At 62.2% G+C, this 22,756-nt stretch carries 24 protein-coding genes and 1 tRNA gene; 11 read left to right on the top strand and 14 right to left on the bottom strand.

Features of this window, described 5'->3' with window-relative positions:
• The 3 genes from E5W87_RS18575 to E5W87_RS18565 all read right to left on the bottom strand — a co-directional run.
• Positions 1–711 (bottom strand): AraC family transcriptional regulator (locus E5W87_RS18575; RefSeq protein ID WP_292400473.1); only part of this gene is annotated, 711 nt, incomplete at its 3' end.
• A 17-nt stretch (positions 712–728) separates the two neighbouring features.
• Entirely contained in the window at positions 729–1,628 is a 900-nt protein-coding gene (folD, locus tag E5W87_RS18570) for a bifunctional methylenetetrahydrofolate dehydrogenase/methenyltetrahydrofolate cyclohydrolase FolD (protein ID WP_292400471.1), read from the bottom strand.
• Positions 1,629–1,746: 118 nt separating this feature from the next.
• Positions 1,747–4,164, bottom strand: a complete 2,418-nt coding sequence (locus E5W87_RS18565; RefSeq protein WP_292400481.1) for a GumC family protein — start codon at positions 4,162–4,164, stop codon at positions 1,747–1,749.
• A gap of 197 nt (positions 4,165–4,361) precedes the next feature.
• Here E5W87_RS18565 and E5W87_RS18560 point away from each other — a divergent pair, with 197 nt between their 5' ends.
• Together E5W87_RS18560 and E5W87_RS18555 are read left to right on the top strand one after the other, a co-directional pair.
• Positions 4,362–5,657: a lipopolysaccharide biosynthesis protein gene (locus E5W87_RS18560; protein ID WP_292400467.1), complete on the top strand. Its 1,296-nt coding sequence runs from the start codon at positions 4,362–4,364 to the stop codon at positions 5,655–5,657.
• A 155-nt stretch (positions 5,658–5,812) separates the two neighbouring features.
• Positions 5,813–6,961, top strand: a complete 1,149-nt coding sequence (locus tag E5W87_RS18555) for an alpha-hydroxy acid oxidase (protein WP_292400479.1) — start codon at positions 5,813–5,815, stop codon at positions 6,959–6,961.
• Between the two features lie 108 nt (positions 6,962–7,069).
• On the opposite strand, the gene E5W87_RS18550 is transcribed toward E5W87_RS18555, so the two are convergent.
• The 4 genes from E5W87_RS18550 to E5W87_RS18535 are packed head-to-tail and all read right to left on the bottom strand — an operon-like array spanning position 7,070 to position 10,435.
• Positions 7,070–7,483, bottom strand: a complete 414-nt coding sequence (locus tag E5W87_RS18550) for a hemin receptor (RefSeq protein ID WP_292400464.1) — start codon at positions 7,481–7,483, stop codon at positions 7,070–7,072.
• 44 nt (positions 7,484–7,527) lie between these two features.
• Complete coding sequence (locus tag E5W87_RS18545) at positions 7,528–8,451, bottom strand: DUF6492 family protein (protein ID WP_292400461.1); 924 nt, start codon at positions 8,449–8,451, stop codon at positions 7,528–7,530.
• Positions 8,448–9,266 carry a WecB/TagA/CpsF family glycosyltransferase gene (locus E5W87_RS18540; RefSeq protein WP_292400458.1) on the bottom strand — a complete coding sequence of 273 codons (819 nt, stop codon included), beginning with the start codon at positions 9,264–9,266 and terminating at the stop codon, positions 8,448–8,450. The genes E5W87_RS18545 and E5W87_RS18540 overlap by 4 nt, the downstream gene beginning before the upstream one ends.
• A complete protein-coding gene (locus E5W87_RS18535) occupies positions 9,263–10,435 on the bottom strand; it encodes a glycosyltransferase family 4 protein (protein WP_292400455.1) in 1,173 nt (390 codons plus the stop codon). The genes E5W87_RS18540 and E5W87_RS18535 overlap by 4 nt, the downstream gene beginning before the upstream one ends.
• Before the next feature lie 175 nt (positions 10,436–10,610).
• Between E5W87_RS18535 and E5W87_RS18530 the strand changes: the two genes are divergently transcribed.
• The 3 genes from E5W87_RS18530 (at position 10,611) to proC (ending at position 13,787) form a co-directional block, all read left to right on the top strand.
• Positions 10,611–11,609, top strand: a complete 999-nt coding sequence (locus E5W87_RS18530; protein WP_292400452.1) for a glycosyltransferase — start codon at positions 10,611–10,613, stop codon at positions 11,607–11,609.
• Positions 11,578–12,897, top strand: a complete 1,320-nt coding sequence (locus E5W87_RS18525; protein ID WP_292400449.1) for an O-antigen ligase — start codon at positions 11,578–11,580, stop codon at positions 12,895–12,897. Before E5W87_RS18530 ends, E5W87_RS18525 begins: the two co-directional genes overlap by 32 nt.
• 74 nt (positions 12,898–12,971) lie before the next feature.
• Positions 12,972–13,787 carry a pyrroline-5-carboxylate reductase gene (gene proC, locus E5W87_RS18520; RefSeq protein WP_292400446.1) on the top strand — a complete coding sequence of 272 codons (816 nt, stop codon included), beginning with the start codon at positions 12,972–12,974 and terminating at the stop codon, positions 13,785–13,787.
• Positions 13,788–13,904: 117 nt separating this feature from the next.
• On the opposite strand, the gene E5W87_RS18515 is transcribed toward proC, so the two are convergent.
• From E5W87_RS18515 to E5W87_RS18505, 3 genes are all read right to left on the bottom strand, one after another.
• Entirely contained in the window at positions 13,905–14,063 is a 159-nt protein-coding gene (locus E5W87_RS18515) for a hypothetical protein (RefSeq protein ID WP_292400444.1), read from the bottom strand.
• Positions 14,063–15,379 carry an NAD(P)H-dependent oxidoreductase gene (locus tag E5W87_RS18510; RefSeq protein WP_292400442.1) on the bottom strand — a complete coding sequence of 439 codons (1,317 nt, stop codon included), beginning with the start codon at positions 15,377–15,379 and terminating at the stop codon, positions 14,063–14,065. The genes E5W87_RS18515 and E5W87_RS18510 overlap by 1 nt, the downstream gene beginning before the upstream one ends.
• A gap of 359 nt (positions 15,380–15,738) precedes the next feature.
• Positions 15,739–16,368 carry an outer membrane protein gene (locus tag E5W87_RS18505; RefSeq protein WP_292400439.1) on the bottom strand — a complete coding sequence of 210 codons (630 nt, stop codon included), beginning with the start codon at positions 16,366–16,368 and terminating at the stop codon, positions 15,739–15,741.
• A gap of 321 nt (positions 16,369–16,689) precedes the next feature.
• Here E5W87_RS18505 and E5W87_RS18500 point away from each other — a divergent pair, with 321 nt between their 5' ends.
• Positions 16,690–17,691, top strand: coding sequence for a YihY/virulence factor BrkB family protein (locus E5W87_RS18500; RefSeq protein ID WP_292400436.1), 1,002 nt, complete (start codon positions 16,690–16,692; stop codon positions 17,689–17,691).
• On the opposite strand, the gene E5W87_RS18495 is transcribed toward E5W87_RS18500, so the two are convergent.
• Positions 17,648–17,932 (bottom strand): DUF3606 domain-containing protein, encoded by a 285-nt coding sequence (locus E5W87_RS18495; RefSeq protein WP_292400433.1) that lies wholly within the window; start codon positions 17,930–17,932, stop codon positions 17,648–17,650. The genes E5W87_RS18500 and E5W87_RS18495 overlap by 44 nt on opposite strands.
• Positions 17,933–18,148: 216 nt before the next feature.
• Here E5W87_RS18495 and E5W87_RS18490 point away from each other — a divergent pair, with 216 nt between their 5' ends.
• On the top strand, positions 18,149–18,412 hold the full coding sequence (locus tag E5W87_RS18490) for a hypothetical protein (RefSeq protein ID WP_029348484.1): 264 nt from the start codon (positions 18,149–18,151) through the stop codon (positions 18,410–18,412).
• Between the two features lie 195 nt (positions 18,413–18,607).
• A complete protein-coding gene (locus tag E5W87_RS18485; RefSeq protein ID WP_095483513.1) occupies positions 18,608–18,808 on the top strand; it encodes a CsbD family protein in 201 nt (66 codons plus the stop codon).
• A 139-nt stretch (positions 18,809–18,947) separates the two neighbouring features.
• Here the strand turns inward: E5W87_RS18485 and E5W87_RS18480 are convergent, their stop codons facing one another.
• Positions 18,948–19,148 carry a hypothetical protein gene (locus tag E5W87_RS18480; protein WP_292400430.1) on the bottom strand — a complete coding sequence of 67 codons (201 nt, stop codon included), beginning with the start codon at positions 19,146–19,148 and terminating at the stop codon, positions 18,948–18,950.
• Between the two features lie 219 nt (positions 19,149–19,367).
• Here E5W87_RS18480 and E5W87_RS18475 point away from each other — a divergent pair, with 219 nt between their 5' ends.
• Complete coding sequence (locus tag E5W87_RS18475) at positions 19,368–20,258, top strand: transglutaminase family protein (protein ID WP_292400476.1); 891 nt, start codon at positions 19,368–19,370, stop codon at positions 20,256–20,258.
• 279 nt (positions 20,259–20,537) lie between these two features.
• On the opposite strand, the gene E5W87_RS18470 is transcribed toward E5W87_RS18475, so the two are convergent.
• Complete coding sequence (locus E5W87_RS18470; RefSeq protein ID WP_292400427.1) at positions 20,538–20,756, bottom strand: hypothetical protein; 219 nt, start codon at positions 20,754–20,756, stop codon at positions 20,538–20,540.
• A 161-nt stretch (positions 20,757–20,917) separates the two neighbouring features.
• Positions 20,918–20,992: transfer RNA gene (locus tag E5W87_RS18465), tRNA-Thr, on the bottom strand.
• A gap of 159 nt (positions 20,993–21,151) precedes the next feature.
• Here E5W87_RS18465 and E5W87_RS18460 point away from each other — a divergent pair.
• Together E5W87_RS18460 and murA are read left to right on the top strand one after the other, a co-directional pair.
• Entirely contained in the window at positions 21,152–21,406 is a 255-nt protein-coding gene (locus tag E5W87_RS18460) for a hypothetical protein (RefSeq protein WP_292400425.1), read from the top strand.
• A gap of 130 nt (positions 21,407–21,536) precedes the next feature.
• On the top strand, positions 21,537–22,756 hold a 1,220-nt coding region (murA, locus tag E5W87_RS18455; protein ID WP_292400422.1), incomplete at its 3' end, for a UDP-N-acetylglucosamine 1-carboxyvinyltransferase.

The following is a 22,756-nucleotide window of genomic DNA, read 5'->3' as shown; positions in this document are numbered from 1 at the left end:
CAGTTCGACGATGCGCCGCAGTTTTTCCGATTTGCCGGTCAGGTCGCGCTCAGGGCCAACGCGCTGGCGATCTCCGGCGGAGCGGATGCGCTCGTGCTGGAACTGGTTGGCGACGCCGTTGGCGAGGCTCGAGCCGAAATCGCCGCGCACGATCTCCAGCATCAGGTCGATGGAGGTGGTACCGCCGGCGCAGGTGTAGCGCTTGCGGTCGATCTCGAAGACATTACCGGTGCAGTTGATGTCGGGAAACCGCTCGACGAAGCCGGCGCGGTTTTCCCAGTGGATGGTGCAGCGATAGCCTTCGAGCTGGCCTGCCTCGGCGAGCAGATAGGAGCCGACCGACAGTGCGCCGAGCGCGTTGCCGCGCCGGCCCCAGCTGCGCAGCGCCGCCAGCACCTTGCTCTTGCCGGGAAACTCCGTCGTCAGCCCGACCGAGACGAAAAGGATATCGACCGGCGGCAGATCGGCGACAGCGTAGTCGATCTTGAGCGGCAGGCCGTTGGAGGCCATGACGGCATCGCCGTCGGCCGACACCGTCGTCCAGCCATAGAAGTCGCGGCCGAGCAGCCGGTTCGCCGACCGGAACGTGTCGATTGCGGCAGCCAGCGAGAACATGGAAAACTTGTCGACCAGCAGGAACCCGAACTGCCGGCCGCCTTGAACGGGATCGTTCGTGACCGGCCGCTCTGAGGGAACAGTGAGGTTCGGCAAAGCTGCGCTTTCCAGGGTCAGAAGGAGGGCCGTTTCAACCCGGCCGCGAGATAGGCGGAAGCTAGCGTGTTGGCCATCAGCATGGCAATGGTCATCGGCCCGACACCGCCAGGCACAGGCGTGATGGCGCCGGCCGTCTTCACCGCTTCCGCATAGGCAACGTCACCGACCAGGCGGGTCTTGCCTTCACCCTTTTCGGGCGCCGCGATGCGGTTGATGCCGACGTCGATGACGGTGGCACCGGATTTGACCCAATCGCTCCTGACCATTTCAGGTCTTCCGACAGCGGCAACGAGAATGTCGGCGGTGCGCGCCAGTGCAGCCAGGTCCTTGGTGCGGCTATGCGCGATGGTGACGGTGCAGTTGGCGGCGAGCAGAAGATTGGCCATCGGTTTGCCGACGATGTTGGAGCGACCGACGACCACCGCATTGAGGCCGGAAAGATCCTTGCCGCGCACGCGCTCGATCAACAGCATCGAACCGGCCGGCGTACAAGGCACGAAGGCCGTCTCCAGTTCGCCGGTGCCGAGCTTGCCGACATTGATGAAGTGGAAGCCGTCGACATCCTTTTGCGGCGCTATTGCCTGGATGACCTTGCCCGCATCGACATGGCCAGGCAGCGGAAGCTGCACCAGGATGCCGTTGATGGCCGGATCGGCGTTGAGTTCGCCGATGATATCAAGCAGCTCCTGTTCGGAGATCTCGGCCGGCAGCGTGTGCTGGACCGAATGAAAGCCGCATTCCTTGGCGGTGCGGGATTTGGAAGCGACGTAGACCTGGCTCGCCGGATCTTCGCCGACGATGACTACGGCGAGACCGGGCTTCTGCGCGCCCTTTTCCATCAGCTCGACGGTCAAGGCCTTGACCCGCCGCACCACGTCTTCGGCGACGCGCTTTCCGTCAATCAACTCGGCCATGAAGCACCCTCAACATCATTCTTCTTCGAGCGGCATTCTCACGAAAATCCTGCCGGGCAATCCCGTCAAAGCGCCGTCTTATGCCGTTAACTCGAAACCGATGGCTTTTATTCGGCGCTCAGAAATAGCGGCGGCCCGTTCGGCTTTCGGTGAGTTCGCGAACCGCTTCGCGGAATTCGCGCAGGCTGGCTCGGATTTCCTCGATAGAGGCTTGCTGTTCAGCCGCTTCCGAAGCCTGATTTGCCTTGTCCGACGAGGCTCGGGGATAGATCGACTGCTGCTGCGGATATGGCGCTTGCCCGGCATGGGGCGTCATGGCCAGCGGATAGGGATAGCCTATCGGCGGCTGCGCATAGGGGTACGCCGGTGAGCCACTGGCCGGTGAGCCGGAACGCGTGTTGGCAGGGTCTTCCCTGCTCGCCTTGCGCGGCACGATGTTGCTCACCGCCGACAGCAGCGCACTGATCGGACCTGAACGCCTGGTGGCCTCGACTGGCGGAGCGGGCGGCGGCGACGCCTGGTATGCCTTGTCTTCAATGGGTGTCCGGCGCTCGTCCGTCCTGCGACTCGGCCGCGAATTGGCGGTTTCGCGCAGGCTCGCATAGGCACCGCGCATGGCGCCCAGACCGACACCAGAAGCGAGGCCCGCCAGCAGGCCGGCAAGCACCGTCACTGCGCGCGACGGTCCGTTCGGCTCGAGCGGGGCGAAGGCCTTGGAGATCACGTTGATGTTGGCGGTGTTGATGTCCTTCTGCTCGCCGGTTTCCTTGGCGCGCAGGAGATATTGTTCATAGACGGAGCGCTTGGCGGTGGCCTCGCGCTCCAGTTCGCGCAGGGTGACGAGGTCGCTGTTGACGTCGCCGCTGCGGACCTTCAACTGTGCCAGTCGGGAGGCCAGATCCTGTTCGAGCTGCACGGCGCGCTTCAGGTCGACCTGCAGCGAGGAGGCGATGCGGCGCAGTTCCCCGGCGATACGCTCGCGCGAGCCGGCAAGCTGGGCATTGAGCGCCTGGAGCTCGGGATGGCGCGGCCCGAACCGGATCGCGGCGCGGTCGGCCTCCTGCTTGAGCGTGGCATATTGCGAGCGCAATTCGCCCATGGTGTTGGAGTTGATCTCCTCCGGCAAGGTGCCGCTCAGAACCGAATTCACGTCGATCGAGCGCGCCGACGCCGCGCGGGCGTTGAGTTCCAGCGTGCGCGCGCGGGCGATGGCAAGCTGCTGGTTGAGCTTGAGCATCTCGTCGTCGCTGATCAGATGACCTTGCGCGTCGACGAGGTCATGCGTGGCCCTGAAATCCTCGACCTTGCGCTCGGCCACTTCCACGCCCTTGCGCAGCTCGTCGAGCCTGCCGGTCAGTTCGTTGGTCGCGCGGCCAGCGGTGTCGGACTGGATCTGACCGAAGGTCTGCAGGAAAACGTCCGTCATCGTGTTGGCGATGAGAGCCGACTTCTCGCCATTTTGCGTGGTGGCGCGGACGGAGATGACGAAGGTCTTGCCGCCGCGCTCGACCGAAAGGCTCTCGGCCAGATTGCCGACGGCCAGCGCACGGCGGCGGTCCGCATCGGCACCCGGCTCGTCATTGCGCGACGGGATCGACCGGATGAGCGTCATGACGCCCAGGCCGCCGGAATCTTGTCCGTTGAACTCCGGATCATTGACGAGATTGAGCTTGTCCACGACCTTGTTGAGAACAGTGCCGGAGGTGAGCACGCGAACCTGGTTTTCGACGATGGCCAGCGTGGCGTCGGATGCAAGCGCCGATTGGGTGAGATCGCGGTCGGTGAGCTTCAGGTCGCGCGGGTCGACGATCAGCTCTGCGGTGGCTTCGTATTTCTTCGGCGTCGACAGCGCGATCGCGACGCCAAGCGTGGCGCCCAGTATGGTCATGGCGACGATCAGCAGCTTCGACCGGGCAATGCCGCGGACGACCTGCATCGGATCGATCAACGGCCTCCATTCTTGTCCGTCGTCGCGGGAAGACCGCTGCTCGTCACCGGCATATCGGGACTCGAATGCGGCGTGTCGAGGATCGAACGCGGCATATCGAGGCTCGTCACCGGTGTATCGAGGCTCGAACGCGGCATATCGAGGATCGAACGCGGCATGTCGGGGATCGGCATCGAAACGGCGGTCCCCGGAAAAACCGGCAGCAACCGGCTCCTCCCGCGGATTGGCTTCCGCATAGTCCGCTTCAACGGCCTCATCCGCCTCAAGCGGCATCCGCACGGTCGAAGCGGATGCATAGTCGGCTCGAGGCTGGCTTGTTTCATCGTTTGTCGAGAATTCCTGACTTACCGGGCGTTCCTGGGGTGCCGAGGGCTCCGGGGCTGCCGAGAGTTCCGGATGCGCTCGCGCCTCGCGACCTGAGCGCGCGAGACGATGGCGCGTGGCGGCATCCTCGCGCCATGACGGGTCCGCGCGATCCCCGATCGAAACCAGTGATGGTTCAGCGTCGTCTTCGCCGCGTATCGCCTGGCCGAGCGCCAGCAAGGACCGCTCGCGCTTCCAATCTTCACGGTTTTGCCTGTCGACCATTGTCGTGGAGCTTGCCCCTGGCGGCTTGGACGCGCGGTCAGCCATTCGTTAAGCCACGCTAAACAAGCATAGGAAACAAAAGGTTAATTTCTCTTCCTTGACGGCGAGGTTTCCCTCTTCGGTTGTGTCCTTCTTGAGCGCAGCAAAAGCGTTCAGAACGGCGCGTTAAACTTTCCAACCTATGCTGTCTCCGATACATGACTCAGGCTGGCGACATCCCGCAAAGGCGGCCCTTCGCCCGGATCGGCGCTTTCGTGGCCGAGCGACGGGGCTTGATTCGCGACTATCTCTCGGCGATCAGCGGCGCGGGCGGGCGGCTGGTGTTTTCGCTCGCTTATTTCATCGCGCTGGCCAACACGCTGTCCATCGCCGAGTTCGGCATGTTCGCCACCGCTTCGGCGGCCGGCGTGACGCTGTCACGTATCCTGGGCTTCGGCTTCATCTCGGCGCTTTATCGAACCGCCACCATCCGCCCCAATCTGATCGGCACGTTCACCGCCGGCTTCCTGCTGCTCGGCGCGATATCGCTGCCGTTGCTGGCTGCCGCCTCCTACGGCGTGTACCTGGCCTTCTTTGCCAGCACCGTGCCGCTATCGGTGTTTGCTGCGATCGTGTTTGCCGAGGCACTGTTATGGCGGCCGGTCGAGGTGGCGCTGATCGTCAATAACGGTCTCGGCAAATTCGGCCGCGCCGCCCTGCTGACGATCCTAGCGACGGCCTTGCGGGCGCTCGGCGCCGTGCTGTTCATGTTCGCGGCGCAGCCGACCATAGCGGTCTGGTCCTGGTATTATATCGGCGCCAACGCCGCCTCGCTGCTCATCGCCTTCGGATTTTTCTATCCGCGCCAGAGGCTGCGGCTGCGGCTGCAGCTCTATCTGCGGCGGCTCGCCGATTCCGTCTACGTGGCCGGCGCGGAGGTGCTGTTCTACCTGCAGATGGAATTCGACAAGCTGCTGGTGCTGGCGATCGGCGGACCGCACCTCGCCGGCATCTATGCCATCATCATGCGGCTGGTCGACCTGACCGCAATCCCGATCCGCACCTTCTCGATGATGCTGGTGCAGCGCATGATGCGGGCGCCGGAACTTCTGTCGCGCCTATCGGTCAAGAGCGGCATCGAAGGCGGCGTGTTCCTGGTCTCGACGCTGGCGCTGGCGGCACTCGGCATCGTGCTGCATTTCTTCCCCAACGCGCTGGGCAAGAATGTGGCGGAGGTCGCCCCTTTGGTGGCGCTGGCGATCTGCGTGCCAGGCCTGCGCAACCTAGTCGAATATCAGGCCGAGCTTCTGTTCGCGCGCGGCCAGACGCTGGTGCGGGCGATCAACCTGGCCCTGCTTGCAGGGCTGAAGGCGGTCCTGCTGACCTATGTGCTGACCACCATCGTGGACACGCCGGGACTGGTGCTGTCGCTCAACGTCGTCTTCCTGCTGCTCTATCTCGCCTCGACACTGCTCACCTATTCGGCGATGCGCAGACCGGCCAAGCCGGTGTAGGGTCGATCAGCTGGCTGCCGTCAATGGCCGTCGACGCCGGCCCGTTGCGGCCGTCCCTCGTTCAGCCCGCCTCAGTTAGGCATTGCGCAGCAGTGTGCTATCGGGCAGGTGAGCCCGGGCTAACAGAGTTGGGCCCGAGCCAACAGAGTGATGAGATGCGTCTGAGGAATTGCCACAACTTCCATGACTTCCGCAGCATGGCCAAACAGCGCCTTCCCCGACCGATCTTCAATTACATTGACGGTGCGGCCGATGACGAAGTCACCTATCGGCGCAACAGGGCTGCCTTCGATGACTGCGATCTGGTGCCGAATGTCCTGCGCGGCGTGACCGACGTGGACATGTCGGTGACCGTCATGGGCCAGAAGTTGGCGATGCCGGTCTACTGCTCGCCAACAGCGCTTCAGCGCCTGTTCCACCATCAGGGCGAACGTGCGGTGGCAGCAGCGGCGGCGAAATATGGCACGATGTTCGGCGTCTCCTCGCTCGGCACCGTCAGCCTCGAAGAGGCGCGCCAAATCAGCAACGGGCCGCAAGTCTACCAATTCTACTTCCACAAGGACCGCGGATTGAACCGCGAGATGATGGCCCGGGCCAAGCAGGCGGGGGTAGAGGTGATGATGCTGACGGTGGACAGCATCACGGGCGGCAACCGCGAGCGTGACAAGCGAACGGGGTTCGCTATCCCCTTCAAGCTCAATCTCGCTGGCATCGCCCAATTCGCGATCAAACCATCTTGGGCGATCGACTACTATACGCATGAGCGGTTCCGGCTGCCGCAGCTCGACGGCCATGTCGACATGGGCGGCGGCGCGATGTCGATCAGCCGCTACTTCACGGAGATGTTGGACCCCTCCATGTCGTGGGACGACGTGGCTGAGATGGTGCAGCACTGGGGCGGACAGTTCTGCCTGAAAGGCATCATGTCGGTCGAGGACGCCAGGCGTGCGGTCGAGATTGGCTGCACCGGAATTGTCCTCTCCAATCACGGCGGTCGCCAGCTCGACGGCTCGCGTACCGCGTTCGACCAGCTTGCCGAGATCGTCGATGCGGTGGGAGACAGAATTGATGTGATGATGGATGGTGGCGTGCAGCGCGGCACCCACGTGCTCAAGGCGCTCTCGCTGGGCGCAAAGGCCGTCGGATTGGGCCGCTACTACCTCTTCCCACTGGCGGCCGCCGGGCAGGCCGGCGTCGAACGCGCGCTGGAATTGATGCACATCGAGATTGAGCGGGGCATGAAGCTGATGGGCTGCACCTCGGTCAACGAGCTCACGCGACGGAACCTGCGCTTCCGCCAGTAACAGGCGGTTCGCCAGACAGCCCGAATTCACGGCATCATAGAGTTTGTCGCCCGAGATTGGTCGCTCACTCGAAAATGTCTGATGTCGGGTAAGGGCAGAAGCGGTCATTCAATCTGTTCTGGAAGATGTTCGCGACACAGCATGTGCGATGAACACTTCAATATCCTCTTTTGGGTAGCCCAGAAGAGCGCCTTCTAGCCTCGCCAAATCATTCGATGTGAAGACGTCAAAGGCTTCTCCGCTGCGGCACATTCGAGAGATCAGCAGGCTGAGTTTGCAGCGCCATTCCTCTGTTGGCAGGCAATAGCGACGCTCTTCTATTGAGGTTGCAGGATCAAAGTGGGAGAACTTGAGAATATAGCCTTCAGCGACATAGGGCTTGAACCGCGCGTCACCAATATCTTCGGCGTCCATACCCGGTTCTGCGGCGAACAAAGCCATTGGCTTCTCGCCCCGAAGCATCATTTCCAGTTCGCGGCCGTTATGCGGCCCAATACCCGGCGGGGGCATTCGTTTTGGCATGAAGCGTCTCCAAATTTCAAAGGGACCGGGTTTTGACCCAAGGACTAATCGAGCCCGATCAGACGGCGGATGCGGCCGATATCCGTGCCGATGAAGGACTGCATGCCGATGGCCACCTGTTCCGGCGCCATGGCGGCGACGAAGCGGCGGAACTCGTCATCGGACAGCGCTTCGCCCGTCCAGTGGACGCGGCAGAACTCCTCCGAGCCGTGGAAATGGCCGGCACCGTCGAGCACGTCGTCGACATAGCGGCCGTAGATCATGCATTCGGAGAATTTGCGCACCGCACCGACGGTTTCGACCCAATTGCGGCCATGGATCTTCTCTATCCGGGCGCACATCGCCGTCACGGTTTCGCGGCGCCATGCAATCAGCGTCGAAATATAATCGTGGGTCGAAACCTCTGATGGCTCGATGCCGAGCGCCGAGCCCGCATTGCGCGACCAGATGCGATGCTCTTCATGGCCTTCACCGGACAGCACGCCGTCGCGGCGGAACAGCCGCACCTTGCCATCGCGCCAGAAGGCACTGCAGTCGAAAGGTTTTAGGAACGCCACGTCGGAATCGCAGAAGATCAGCACGTCTTCCCCGGCGTGCGCTGAAATCGCGATGCGGCGAAGCTGCTGCACATGCCAGCCGCGCAGCGGCATGGTTTTCAGGCTGAGCCAGATGCGCCGGCGGAACAGGCTCAGCGGATCGTCGAAGGCATGCAGCCAGCGCGGCAACAGGTCCCGCTCGTCGACGACGGTGCGGCGGCCGTTCTCCAGCTGGCGAAACAACGCCACGTCGCGATGCTCGACCAGAATATAGTGGTGCGCCACGCCGGAAACGTAGCGGTCGAGGGTTTCGCACAGCAGGCGGCAACGCTCCAAATCCGGCGCATAGCTTGCCGTCACGACCGCCGCCGTCGGTGTCTGGCGAAGGACATCGGGTTCGGCGGCAAGACTCGGTACGAACCGGCTGTTCAATGGCCCGCTCCGGAGCCTGCTCCGCGGCCTGATCTGGCAGGGGCGGGCCTGCGCAAGAATTTCTGGCCAATAACGCGCCACAGAAACACAGGATTACCGACGACATAGCGGCGCCAGAGGCGGCCCGGTTCGATCCACAACCGAAACAGCCATTCGAGCCGGAGCCGGCGCATCCACAGCGGCGCCCGCGGCACCGCGCCGCTCAGGAAATCGAGCAGCGCGCCGACGGCGATCGGCAGCGTGCAGTGGCGCGCATCGATGTGGCGCGCGATCCACAATTCCTGGCGCGGCACGCCCATGGCGACAAGCAGCACGTCCGGCCGCAATCTGGCAATGCGATCGACGATTGCCGGCTCTTCAGCGGGAGAGAAATAGCCGTCGTGGATGACGACGAATCTGTGCTGCAACGCAAGCGCCGCCAGCTTCTTCGACGCCGCCTCGGCGTTGGCCTGCGTCGCGCCGAGCAGCCCCACGGTCAGCGGCCTGGCGGACGCCTGCAGGAAAGCAGGGATAAAATCGGTGCCGTTGAGATTGTCCGGAAACCACGTTCCGTAGAGCAGTTTCGCCGCCAGATCGACGCCGACACCGTCAGGCAGGATGAGAAAATCGTCGAGCGCCTCGGCAAAGACCGGCTCCGTATAGGCGACATTGGCATTGTGGGCGTTGAGAAAGCTGACCTTGGTGAAGCGTCGCTCCGCAATCAACCGGGTCAGCAGGGCGACCGCATCGTCCCAGCGGATGGCGAGGACGGAGATGCCGAGGATCGATTTCAAACTGTCGACGCCGAATGCGGCGCGGGCGGTGTGCATATTCACGCGAACACCTTCCGCATGACGGGCTCGAGCTTTTTCAGGCCGAGCCTGATTGCGGCATCGAGTGCTTTCATCTGCCGGCGGTGGAAAGCGCTTCCGTCGACGTCCCTGACGTCGGTTGCCGCGGCTTCCAGGGCGCCGGCGAAGGCGACCGGATCGTCGGTCACGATGCAATTGACCGGGCGATGATCGATGCCGCGCAGCGAATGGCTGGTGGCGACGGAAGGCAAGCCGAGTTCGAAAGTCTCGATGGTCTTGAGTTGCACGCCGCTGCCGGAGGTGCTGATCAGCGGGATGACGGCGGCGCCCTGCACGAAAGCCTGCGCGTCCGGTACACGGCCGACGAATTCGACGCCGGGATGCGCGGAAATGACGCCCGACGGCACGCTGCCGGCGATCCTGACCCGGAAATCGGGCCTGAGATGCGGCACCACCTTGTCCAGGAACCAATCGAGGCCGATGCGGTTCGGCTGCCAGGTCCAGGTGCCGATCAGCGCCGCGTCGCAATCGATGCAGCGCGGATTTTTTTGCACGGGCGTCTCTGCGCAGGTCACCAGCGGCAGCACCGCCGAACGGTCGTCGGAGGCGACGCCGAGCGCTGAGCGATCTTCCTCGGCCAGCGTGAAGACGAAGCGTGCCCGGCGGCAGAGCCGTTCTTCCATAGCCTTGAGCAGCTTGGCCTCACGGCGAAACAACAGGCGCTGGAGAAGGCCGCCCGCAGCAGCGGCGTTCTCCTGCGCCGAACGGTACTCGACATTGTGGGCGACGAAAATCGATGGCCGGTCGCCGAAGAGGCTTTCGAAGGCGCCGGCGAACTGCACGGAATTCAAGACATAACCGTCGAAGGGGCCGGCGCGGTCGACGGCGGCTTGGACCTCGCTGTCGGTGACCACGCGTAGCTTGACCGATGCGAAAGTGAGGCCGGAGAGCATTGCCTTAGCAACCCAGGCGAGCTTTTGCAGCGATGATGCGCCTTCGGTGCGCACATCGACGGCACCGAGCACGATGGTGTTTTGCGGATCGCTTGCGGGCTTGCCAGGCCAAGTGAAGCCGATCACGGTGACGCGCGCGCCGGCACGCCGCAACGCAGCGATGATCGCGGCATTGGCGATCTCATAGCCCGAGGCAAGAGCGCCGTCGGGCACGATCGATGTGGCAAACAGCAGATGCATCTCACCTATCCTGAGCGGATACAGCTAGCAAAGCGCGGTGAAGCGTTGATTAAGTGAAGGTATTTGGTGGCCTGGGGTTCGCGGATTTGCGGGCTTGTCCGCGAAAGGTGATTAACGAAACGTTATCGTCGCGATGCTATCGAGAACCAGACTCACCATCCCGGGCTGAACACGGATGATCCCATTGCCATCGGACGATTCGGTATCGATCGCGGGCCGCTCTCCGGGACTTGTCACGACGGCCGTCGAGGCGGTCGTGACGCTGCCGACCTTCAAACGGCCCGAGCAGCTGCTGGCGACGCTGGCATCGCTCAAGGCCCAGCAAACCGATAGACGCTTCGCAATCATCGTCATTGAGAACGAGGCCGAGGCGCGCGCCGGCGCCAAGGCGGCGCTGCCGCTGTTCGAGCGCGGCAGCATTCCGGGCATGGTGATCGTCGCGCATGAGCGCGGCAATTGCAGCGCCTACAATGCCGGCTGGCAGACGGCGATCCTGCATTTTCCAAATTTCAGGCACTTGCTGGTCATCGACGATGACGAGATCGCCGATCCGCAATGGCTCGAGCGCATGTGCATGGCGGCCGAGACGCTCCGTGCCGATATCGTCGGCGGCCCGCAAAGGCCTGTGTTTGCCGACGCCGCCCATGCCGGATGGGCCGAGCATCCGGTCTTTGCGCCACCCTACCGGGAGACCGGGCGTGTGCCCGCGCTCTATTCCTCCGGCAATCTGCTGGTTGGGCGTTACGTCCTCACCGCCATGGGGCCGCCCTTCCTCGACCTGAAATTCAACTTCATAGGCGGTGGCGATTCCGATTTCCTGAGCCGGGCAGCACAAAAAGGCTTTGTGCTTGGCTGGTGCGCCGAGGCGCAAGTGCGGGAAAGCGTCCCGGCCCGGCGCGTCGAAGCCGACTGGATCCGCGCCCGCAGCCTGCGCAACGGCGTCATCTCGACACTGGTCGAGAAGAAGAAACGGGCCGGCACCCCGTTTGCCGGCACCAAGGTCTTTCTAAAGAGCCTGGCGCTGCTTGCCGCCTCGCCGTTTCGCGGCGCGACCAGGCTTGCGCGGACGGGATCGGCGGCGGTGGCCTTGTACCCCATTCACGTCGCCCTCGGCCGCGTGCTTGCCGAATTCGGATATGCCAATGAGCAATACCGGCAGCCTGAGAAGAACTGAGCGCGCACCGCTCAGCGCGGTGTTCACGCGCGACGGCGTCGCGACCGCGATTGCGGCGCTGCTGTTCACCGTCATCCTGGTGTCGTTCCGCCCCTTCCAGCCGGCCGGCGCCGAAATGACCGGCGACGGCGGCGACATCGTCAATCAGCTCGGCTTCGGCTCGCTCGGCGCCATCTCGATCTTCTCGCTGATGGCTTTCGCCGACCCGCGCGTGGTGCGCTCGCTGCTCAGCCCGTCCTGGCTGCTGATGCTGGCTTTCCTCGTGCTGTCGGTGGTGATGGCGACCGACCCGCCGTCGGCAATGCGCGCCGCTTCCTTCACGCTGATCGGCATTTTGACGATGGCGACAATCCTGGCGTTGCCCCGCGACGCCGAGGCTTTCTCGAAAGTCATCATCTTTACGTCAGTCGTCGTCATGGGCCTCTCCTACATCGGGCTCGTCGTTTTTCCGCACGAGGCGCTGCACACCACCGCTTCGCTGGAGCCGGAACATGCCGGCCTGTGGCGCGGCGTATTCACCCACAAGAATATCGCCGGGCCTGTCATGGCCTGTTTCGGCTTCGCCGGGCTGTACCTCTATCGGCGCGGACAGCGGCTATGGGGCGCGTTGATCTTTTGCACGGCGATGATCTTCATGTTGCACACCGGTTCCAAGACGACCGCGGGACTGGTGCCGTTTTCGATCCTGATCGTCGTGCTGCCGAGCCTGATCGGCATGCGGCTTGGGACGCCGATCCTGTTTGCGCTGGCCATCATCGCCACGGCGATCGGCACGCTGGGTATCGTCTTCCTGCCGCCGGTGAAGCATCTGGCGGCACTCTATTTCCCCGACCTGACCTACACCGGACGGACGACGCTTTGGGAGTTCGCCGGCGAGATGCTGGCGAAGCGGCCTTGGACCGGCTACGGCTACGAGAGCTTCTGGGGCACGCCGCTGCTCTTGAACCAGGACCAGCCCTTCGACCGGGCTTGGGATATCAGAACCATCGTGCATGGCCATAACGGCTATCTCGACATCGCGGTGCTGATGGGCATCCCGGCGCTCTGCGTGGCGGTCTACACGTTCCTGATCGCACCGCTGCGCGACTACATGCGCATCCCCTTGCGCAAGGAAAATATCTATCTCGGCGACTTCTTCATGATGGTGGTGCTGTTCGCAGCGCTGAATGCGTTCCTCGAAAGCTTCTTCTTCCATCGCGCCGATCCGGTCTGGCTGTTCTTCGTGTTCGGCATGTTCGGCCTCAGGCAGGTGTCGCTGCGGCCGATCGCGGTTCGGGGTCCGTCCTGACCCCATCCGTCCCAAGAGGGCTTTCCCGCCCAGTCGCGAGCGTCTATGGGAGAACCTTCTAGCGGAGGTTTTCGATGACGATCAGGCTTGTTCTGGGCGGTTGCGGCAATATGGGTTACGCCATGCTCTCGGGGTGGCTGAAGTCGAGGAAGCTTCCGCCGGCGGCGGTTTTCGTGGTCGAGCCCAATGCCGATCTGCGCAAGCGCGCCGAAGCGCTGGGCTGCGGTGCCGCCGCGGATGCCGGCGGCATTCCGGCGGACGCGGTGCCGGCCCTCGTCGTCATCGCGGTGAAGCCGCAGGTGATCCGCGACGTGACCGCCGCCTACAAGCGCTTCAATGATGGCCGCACCACCTTCGTCAGCATCGCCGCCGGAACGCCGGTCGCCACTTTCGAGGCCATTCTAGGCGACCGCGCGCCGATCGTGCGCTGCATGCCCAATACGCCGGCGGCGATCGGCAAGGGCATGATGGTGGTGTTTTCCAATAGGCTGGTGTCCGACGACAGCAAACGTTTCGTCGCCGATCTGCTTTCGGCGAGCGGAGAAGTGACCGATATCGACGATGAAGGCCTGATGGATGCGGTGACGGCGGTATCCGGGTCCGGCCCCGCCTATATCTTCCATTTCATCGAAGCGCTGACCGTGGCGGCCGAGAAGGCCGGATTGCCGGCCAAGACCGCCAGGCTGCTGGCGATTCAGACGGTCTATGGCGCCGCCTCGCTCGCCGCCGAAAGCGGCGAAGATCCGGGCGTGCTGCGCCAGCAGGTGACCAGCCCCAACGGCACCACGGCCGCCGCGTTGGCCGTGCTGATGGGTGAGGACCGGCTGACCAATCTGCTCACCGAAGCGGTGGAAGCGGCACGGCTAAGATCGATCGAGTTGGGGAAGTAGTAGCAGGCTTCCTGCTAGTCAGATCAGTTCGCGAAAAATCGCTCCCTGGTCGCTCCGTTCGCCGGCATCTCTTTCTCCTGAAAGAATCGCGACAACCAAGGGAAGTGTCGACAACCATCAGGGATGTCCCCACAACTCGTCGATCTCATCCTTGTTCACAGGCCGGCCGTCCTTGCCCCCTCTGGCTTTGAGATCGTGGGCAATGGCCGCGAGTCGTTCGGCCAGAGGAATGCGTCCACTTTCCCGCTTCAATTCGGATTCGCGCGTCTCGATCATTATCCTAATCCGTACAGCATCTCATCCTGCAGCCGGCGCAGGGCAAACAGCCTGGTCGTCGGGTCGGGTGCGGCATTGCCTGATGTCAGCAGCTCGCCCTTCCTGACCGGTTTCAACACCTTGCCGCCTTCGAGCAGGCCGACCGGCATGGCGCGGTTGGCGCGAGCCTCTTCAACAGTCATAGTCCACGAACGGTAGCAGGTCTCGCCGATCGCATCGAACGTCTCTCCTGCAGCCAGATCGCGCTTGGCCACGGCGCAGACCTCGGCAACCGGCCTCGGCAGCGGCACCATGTCCGGCTTGCCATAAAGCGCGATGCGCGCGGCGGTCAGCGGCACCTCCAGCGAGGTCAGATGATACGGCCGGAAGAAGCTGTAATACGGGCCGTGGCCGATATGCAGATCGTCCATGCGCTCGATGATGCGCGGATGCGTCGCCTCGACGATGACGAAGACGCCGGGCGCCACGCCCTTGCCGATGGTGTAGTCAACGACGCCCTTCTTCGACAGGATGCCGCCATCCGCGCGCGGGATGAGCACCTTGGCCAATTCATCGCGGTCGGCCTTGGGGCCGTGCATGCCGGCAATATCGGGCACCAGTCCGGTGGCGTTGGCGATGGCGCACATCTCGACCATGGTTTTGGATCCGTCGACGAACTCGACCAGCATGCGCGGGTTCATGTTGCGGCGCAGCGCTTCCGCGCGATAATCCTCGGGCACGGCGTCATGGTTGAGCGGGTTGTTCTTGCCTTTGCCGGCCGAGACGATGGTATAGCCGAGCGCCGAAGCGAATTCGATCAGCTCCATGCAACTCGACGGCTCGTCGCCGGCGCCGACCGAATAGACGACGCCGAGCCGGTCGGCCTGCTGCTTCAAATAGCAGCCGATGGTAATGTCAGCCTCGACGTTCATCATCACCAGATGCTTGCCGTGCTCCATCGCCATCAGGTCGAAATCGGCAGCGACGCCCGGCTTGCCGGTGGCGTCGATCACCACATCGATCAGCGGATTGGTCACCAGCATCTCGTTCGAGGTGATGGCGATCTTGCCGCTCTCGATCGCCTCGCTGACCTTCGACGGCGTATCGGCCTCCCGTGCCATCGCCTCGTCGCCATAGGCGATGCGGACGGCGTCACGTGCCGTGTGCGGACGCCGGGTCGAGACGGCGCACACCGAAATGCCCGGCATCAGCATGCCTTGCGTAACTAGGTCGGTGCCCATCTCGCCGGAGCCGATGACGCCGATGCGCACCGGACGGCCTTCCGCGGCGCGCTTGGCGAGATCGCGGGCAAGCCCGGTTAGGGCGACATTGGTCATGCGCAAGTCCACTGCTTTTGATTTGAAGGGGGAATAGCAGGGAACGGCCTCGGTTTGCCAACAAAACCGGCCGCGGACGACAATTTCTTGTGGCCGGCTCTCACGCCACGAACGGATAGTGTTCAGCCTAGATATTGTTAGAGATGAGGAGACCATCGTTATCGGGCGGCGCGCCCGAACGGATTTCAGGCGAAGCTGGCATGACAAATGAATTCATGCTCGCGCTGCGAGGAATCATGCCGTCTGCATGTCGTCCCAAAAGCGCTACACCCTCGGGTCAAGCCCCGAGGGTGAGCTTTTGAGCGACATCGCCAGGGACCGCTCCTCAGCAGTCGGTTCGTCTGCTGGCGTCGTTTAGACTAGAATTTGTATGCGAGGCCTACAGAGACGGTGTGCATCGTCAGGTCGACTTCCCCGCGCGTGATGTCTTCCGTGCCGAAATCGTAATAGCGATACTCGGCCCGTCCAAGCCAGTTGTCGGTGAAAGCGTGTTCCGCGCCGAGCCCCGCGGTCCAGCCGGTGAAGCTCATATCGTCATCTTCCACAACCGTAGACACTTCGCCATGAGCAAAAGCGATACCGGCCGTGCCAAAAAGCAAGGTGCGATCCCAAGCGTAGCCCACGCGTCCGCGCACGGACCCGAACCAGTCGATCTCGGCGTCCCCGTCATCCTCGTCGAGCTCGATCCAGCTCTTGTTTATGTCACCCTCGACACCGAACACGAAATTCCCGGACTGGAAATTATAGCCGGCAAGCGCTCCAGCAAATGCTCCATCCAGATCGGCCGTTCCAACAAGTGGTGGATTGGTAAAAATCGTCACATCCGCATCAGCCCAGCCATATCCGGCTTGCAGGCCAAGATAGACACCGCTCCAGTCATAGGCTGAAGCGACCACGGGCTCCTCATACACGACGTCTGCCGCGAGAGCGCATCCGCCCCAGGCAAGCAGTATCGTGGCGGTGAAAGCAGTCCGTCTAATGGAAAACATGGCACCCCTCCTCAGCTCCAGAATATCCCCCACAGTAGCCGGCTATCTCCCCGAAGTCTGTTGCTGAACTGCAACGCTGCGGGAAACATTCATCACGTCAAACCTGGCCCGTATTGCCGCAAAAGGAGCGCCACGCCCGCTCCCAGATCTGCAATCTCGGTCGCCTGCTAACTCCTCGTCGTAGCGGTGGCACCTCGTCAAACAACTCAAGATCCATCACCTAGACTCCGGATCCAAACGGACCGGGACTTTCCCCATTTGCTGCTCTGGTCCGCTGCCGTGCTGCCTCTAATTGCTTGCTGAGAAGCAGGTGAACAAAACATGTGGAACGTGGCGAAAGAGGGCTGGGCACTCTTTGCGGAGAGCATTGTCGGCTTTGTCAATGACAATGCCCTGAGTCACGGGGCAGCGATGGCGTTTTATGCCACAACCTCGCTCGCGCCGATCTTGCTCATCGTTGTCGCTATCGCTGGCCTGGCCTTCGGAAACGATGCGGCGCAACTTGCCCTTTCGGCCCAGCTCGCGGGTCTGATGGGGCCGCAGAGCGCGGAGCTTTTGCAGGCGACAATCGAAAACGCCTCCCATCGGACGGCGGGCACTCTTGCTGCCATCCTGGGGCTCGTCACGCTGTTCGTCACCGCATCCGGCGTGTTTGGCGAAATGCAGCTTGCGCTGAACGAAATCTGGAAAGTCAAACCGGTTAAAACATCGATTTCCGGGCTTGTGCGGGCCCGCGCCGCAAGCCTCGGGCTCGTCGCCGCGCTTGGCTTCCTGCTCCTGGTGTCCCTGGTCGCGAGCGCCGCAATTTCTGCACTCGGCGAAATCATCAACGCATATCTACCCTTCGGCACCATTATCCTGAGTACAATCAACGGGATCGTCTCGTTTGCCCTGATCGCGCTTTTGTTCGCGGCAATCTACAAGGTCCTGCCCGACCGCGCGCTGCGATGGCGCGACGTTGGCATCGGCGCCGTGGTGACGGCGTTTCTCTTCACGATCGGCAAGTCGCTGATCGGCTGGTATATCGGAGCAAACGCAACCGCATCGTCATACGGCGCAGCCGGCGCATTGCTCGTCGTGCTGTTGTGGGTCTTTTATTCGTCCGAGATCTTTCTGCTGGGCGCCGAATTTACACGAGCCTACTCGGTTCGACACGGCAGCCGATCCGATCTGGAGGCGACCATCAAAGCAAGTGATCGCGAACAGAAGCTGGCGACGGCGGCCAGGATTGAAAAGTCTGAAAACGAAGTTCTCCGCTGGATCGTTTTCAGCAGTCTCCTCACCGCGTTTCTAAGCCATTTCTGGCATCGACCCCGGCGCTGAGACGTCCGGCGCGGCGGCCCGAGCCTAGCATGGGTTTGGGGACATCCGGTCGAAGCGACGTGCGAAGTTCCTTCGCCGCAGCCACCAGTTTGGCGCGGCCGCTTCCATATCTTTTGATCAACTGATGGACTTGCGCTGGGGTGATGCCGTTTTGCCGGGCAAAATTCGCTACTATGTAGTCCTCGCTGCCGGATATCCGATCCCGGTGGCGGGGATAGAGCTTCGCCGCGTCGGCTGTCATGCTTACTCTCCTTTGGTCACGTTTGCTGACGATGCATGATTGGCCAACGCAAAAGGGGCGATTTCGTTGCCGCATGCGACACCAGTGCACTTCGCTTTTTCGCCGCAGCCCTGACGCAGCAAAGCAATCGGCCGACGCACGCCTTCGGTTCCATACTTCGATTTTTCGAGACTCAGCCCTCTGGCACGCGCATGATATGGGCAGGGAGGAAAAGCCATGCGCGAATTGCCAAAGAGCATTGACGCAGACGTTGTAATCGAAATCAGCAGGTTGCTCGACGACCGTGCGAAGTCGGCGCCAGTGCCGGTCCACAAGCTTGCCTCGATGATCTCGAATAGTGTCGAGACCGACCTGCCGACAGCTTCCATTGAAGAGCTGATCGTTGAAATGGCCATGACCCGCCAACTCCCGATGCTGTTCGACCTACCGGGGGCGGATGCAGATAACGTCATATCGATCGCCTTGGCGCGCGCCAGCTGATCCCGCTGGGGAACCTTTCTGTCGCGTTTCAAGACGCGGATGGTTCCATTCGATCCCCTGCTCCAATTCGCCCCGCCGGCCCCGGCCGGCGGCTTTTTGCTGCGTCGCCAACAATAATAACCGTCATGGGCGATCCGCTGTTCGGGAACGTGTGGTGTCCATTTGCATTTCCCCTGGATAACCAAGGAGGAACCCATGAACTGGGATCAAATCAAGGGAAAATGGATGCAGTTCAAAGGCAAGGCCAAGGAGCAATGGGGCGACCTCACGGACGATGACCTTGACCGCATCGAGGGCAATCGTGACCAACTCGCTGGGCGTATTCAGGAGCGGTATGGAATCGCCAAGGAAGAGGCAGAGCGCCAGATAGACGACTGGTCCAGAAGCCTCACCTGAGCGTTCAGAATCAAGGCTGCGCCATAGATCGGCGCAGCCTTTCCAAAGCCTGCCGCTCCGAAATGAGCGGCGGGCGACGTGTATGCGATGGTGGCGAGGTGATCTACGCCACTGTCGCTTCAGGATTTCGGAACGAGAACTAGCGCGCCGATTGTCTGTTGGCTTGTGCGGCGACTGCCGTGAGGAAAGCCGTTGCGGCAGTATCGCACGCCGCTCGGGACGGGCTGTAGGCGAAAAGGATCAGCTCGGCAGCCCCTATCGTAAGGCCATGCCTTTCAGCGAAAGCAGCTATTTCGTAGGGCTTGTCGTGACCTATGGCCAGATCGTAGTCTTCGTTCATTATTTCCTCCCGTTTGCGACGTTCCTCGCCTTGGCCCCTCCTTGGCGCAAAGATTAAGTTCCGGGGCATTGAGAGAGTCTACCAATTGGAGATTGCAAAAGGCTTAGGCCTACCGGTGCCTGCTGCGGTCCGTGTCGAGGCGGAACACTCATTTTGTCCGCTGCACCAGCGAAAAAGATATATGATTACGCTGATATCGCAGGTGGCCGACGCAAGCCGATGCCGATTTTTTCAGTCAAGCACACGACCGTCTATCGCTACACGCAACCGGTGACGTTTGGCGAGCACCGGCTGATGTTCAGGCCGCGCGATAGTTTCGATCAGCGACTTCTGGATCACGCGCTGCTTGTGGACCCCAAGCCCAAAGAGATTCGCTGGATCCATGACGTTTTCGGAAACTGCGTTGCGGTAATCGACTTCGAGGGCCCCGGCGACGAACTGCGTTTCATGACAGACATCCGGCTCGATCACACGCCGCAGCATGCGCCTGATTTCCGTATCGATGAAGCGGCACTCAGCTATCCCTTCTCCTATGATCCCGACGAAGCAACCGACCTCACTCAGACCATGGAGCGCCATCATCTCGATGACGGCGACGAGATCGGCAAATGGGCACGACAGTTCGTGAGTGCCCGAGGGCACACCGAGACGGGCAAATTGTTGATGACGCTTTGCTACGCCATCCACGAGAGCTTTGTGTATTCCCGTCGAACTGAACCAGGGACGCAACCGCCGCTCATGACGTTGCACCTGCGTCGAGGCACATGCCGGGACTTTGCGCTGTTCATGATGGAAGCGGTTCGTTCGTTGGGTTTTGCCGCCCGTTTTGTGACTGGCTATGTCTATGTGCCGAACCGCGACAGTGCTTCTGTCCTCGGCGGCGGTTCGACGCATGCCTGGTGCCAGGTCTATTTGCCTGGCGCGGGTTGGGTCGAGTTCGATCCCACCAATGGCATTGTCGGCAACCGGGATCTGATCAGGGTGGCCGTCGCCAGGCATCCGCAGCAAGCCATTCCTCTTTCCGGGAGCTACTCCGGCAGCGCGTCGAGTTTTCTCGGCATGACGGTGGAGGTCAAGGTGGCGAAGGACGCCGGCACCAATGGAAATTAGCACGCTCTAATGTTTTGCGGGGTTGTTACCGCGAACCCGCTGTCACGGCATATCAACGCTGACGTTTAAGGCTGCGGCCCGCTCAAGGCTTAGTTTCTTCCTGAGGAGGCGCGCTTGGGACTGGACAATCCGGGTGTGGCCATTTTTCACACGGAGAGGGCTTGTCGCCAGCGTCGCCATAACGTTCCACGAGTTTTGCGAATCCGTAGGCGAAGGCGGCAAGAAGCGCCAGGATAACCACTATTCGAGCGGCCATAGGGGATTGTAGCAGGATCCGGCTTAGGATTGACCCAGCATCAGCTTGCGCCCGGCAGGCTGCCCATCACTTTCTGCGAAACTTGTCTCGGTCCGAAGGTCCAAAGCATAATAGTAGGCGGCCATGATGCAGGGCAGCCCGATACCGATCAACAAAAAGAAACCCACCTCACCGATCAGCGGCTCGAGCAATTTGCCGATCGCCAAGAGCGCAAACAATCCGATTAAGACCACAACAGGCATCGTGTCTTTTAGCCGACGGGAGACACACCGTCACTCCTCGTCGACGGCTTGAATTTCCGCACGTCTCGTAAATGGTGCCTTGTTGCGCCTTCGTTCGCCTGCTGGTGCCGGAAAGAAGAAATGACCAGGCGAAGCGCACTATTAAAAGTCTTCGGGAAAACTGGTGCTGCGAGAGAGGATTGAACTCTCGACCTCTCCCTTACCAAGGGAGTGCTCTACCACTGAGCTACCGCAGCCGCTGATGGCGGGGCTTCTGCCATATAGAACCGGCAAGCGCAAGGCCAAGCGCAAGTCATCTGTGAAAGCCCGCTCCGACGGTTTTTCCGGACATGGCACCGCCACAATGTTGGCTATCCCTGAATAGCGGCTGGCGCATCGCCAGCCGGGACGGGACCATGAACGACACGACAATTCCACCTGACAAGGGCGGTCCATCGACGAAGGACAGCCAACCGAAAAAGGCCGACCGCAAGAGCCGGCTTGCCGAGCAATTGCGCGCCAATCTGCAGAAGCGCAAGGCGCAGTCGCGCTCACGGCGCGCTGGCGACGCCGACAAGCGGCACGCTGGCGATGCCGACAAGCGGCGCGCTGGCGGCGCCGACAAGCGGCCTGACGGGCTTGGTCCGTTAAGGGAAAAACAAAAGGATTGACCTATATCAACAGGCTGGGTCCAGGGTGGGGAATCCTGTTTCTTGAACCAAGCCGGCCAATGGTCTAGACCGGCCACAACAGACTCAACCGATTGAAAACCGGCGTTTTGGCCGAGGGGACGTTTCTTCCATGGATCGCATCAGAATTGTCGGCGGCAACAAGCTTGCCGGAAGCATTCCGATCTCGGGCGCGAAAAATGCCGCGCTGCCGTTGATGATCGCCTCGCTGCTCACCGACGACACACTGACCCTGGAAAACGTGCCGCACCTGGCCGATGTCGAGCAGCTTATCCGCATCCTTGGCAACCATGGCGTCGACTATTCGGTCAATGGCCGCCGCGAAAAGCAGCAAGAGGGCTATTCGCGCACCATCACTTTCTCCGCCCGCAACATCGTCGACACCACTGCCCCCTACGAGCTGGTGTCGAAGATGCGCGCGTCCTTCTGGGTGATCGGCCCGCTGCTTGCCCGCATGGGCGAGGCCAAGGTTTCCCTGCCCGGCGGCTGCGCCATCGGCACGCGCCCGGTCGATCTTTTCCTGGAAGGCCTCCAGGTGCTGGGCGCCGATATCGACGTCGACACCGGCTATGTCATCGCCAAGACCAGGAACGGCCGCCTTGTCGGCAATCGCTACGTCTTCCCGAAAGTGTCGGTCGGCGCCACCCATGTGCTAATGATGGCGGCGTCGCTGGCCAAGGGCGAGACGGTGCTCGGAAACGCCGCCCGCGAGCCTGAGATCGTCAACCTCGCCGATTGCCTCAACGCCATGGGCGCGAGGATTTCCGGCGCCGGCACCGCGACCATCACCATCGACGGCGTCGAAGCGCTGTCGGGCGCTCGCGTCAGGGTGATACCCGACCGTATCGAGACCGGCACCTATGCGATGGCGGTCGCCATGACCGGCGGCGATGTCGTGCTCGAAGGCGCACGCGCCGACCTGTTGCAGACCGCGCTCGACGTGATTTCCCAGACCGGCGCCGAGATCACGCAGACCAACTCCGGCATCCGCGTCAGGCGCAACGGCGCCGGCATTGCGCCGGTCGACGTGGCGACGGCGCCGTTCCCGGCATTCCCGACCGATTTGCAGGCGCAGTTCATGGGCCTGATGACCATGGCCAAGGGCAAGTCGCGCATCACCGAGACAATCTTCGAGAACCGCTTCATGCATGTGCAGGAGCTTGCCCGGCTCGGCGCCCACATCACGCTTTCCGGGCAGACGGCAATCGTCGACGGCGTTGCGAAGCTGAAGGGCGCCCCGGTCATGGCGACCGACCTCCGCGCTTCGGTGTCGCTGGTCATCGCCGGCCTGGCGGCCGAGGGCGAGACCACGGTCAACCGGGTCTACCATCT

It is taken from the genome of Mesorhizobium sp. (genome assembly GCF_004962925.1).
Lineage (GTDB): Bacteria > Pseudomonadota > Alphaproteobacteria > Rhizobiales > Rhizobiaceae > Mesorhizobium.
Note: the sequence above shows the minus strand (reverse complement) of the source record. Positions and strands in the feature narration are given on the sequence as shown.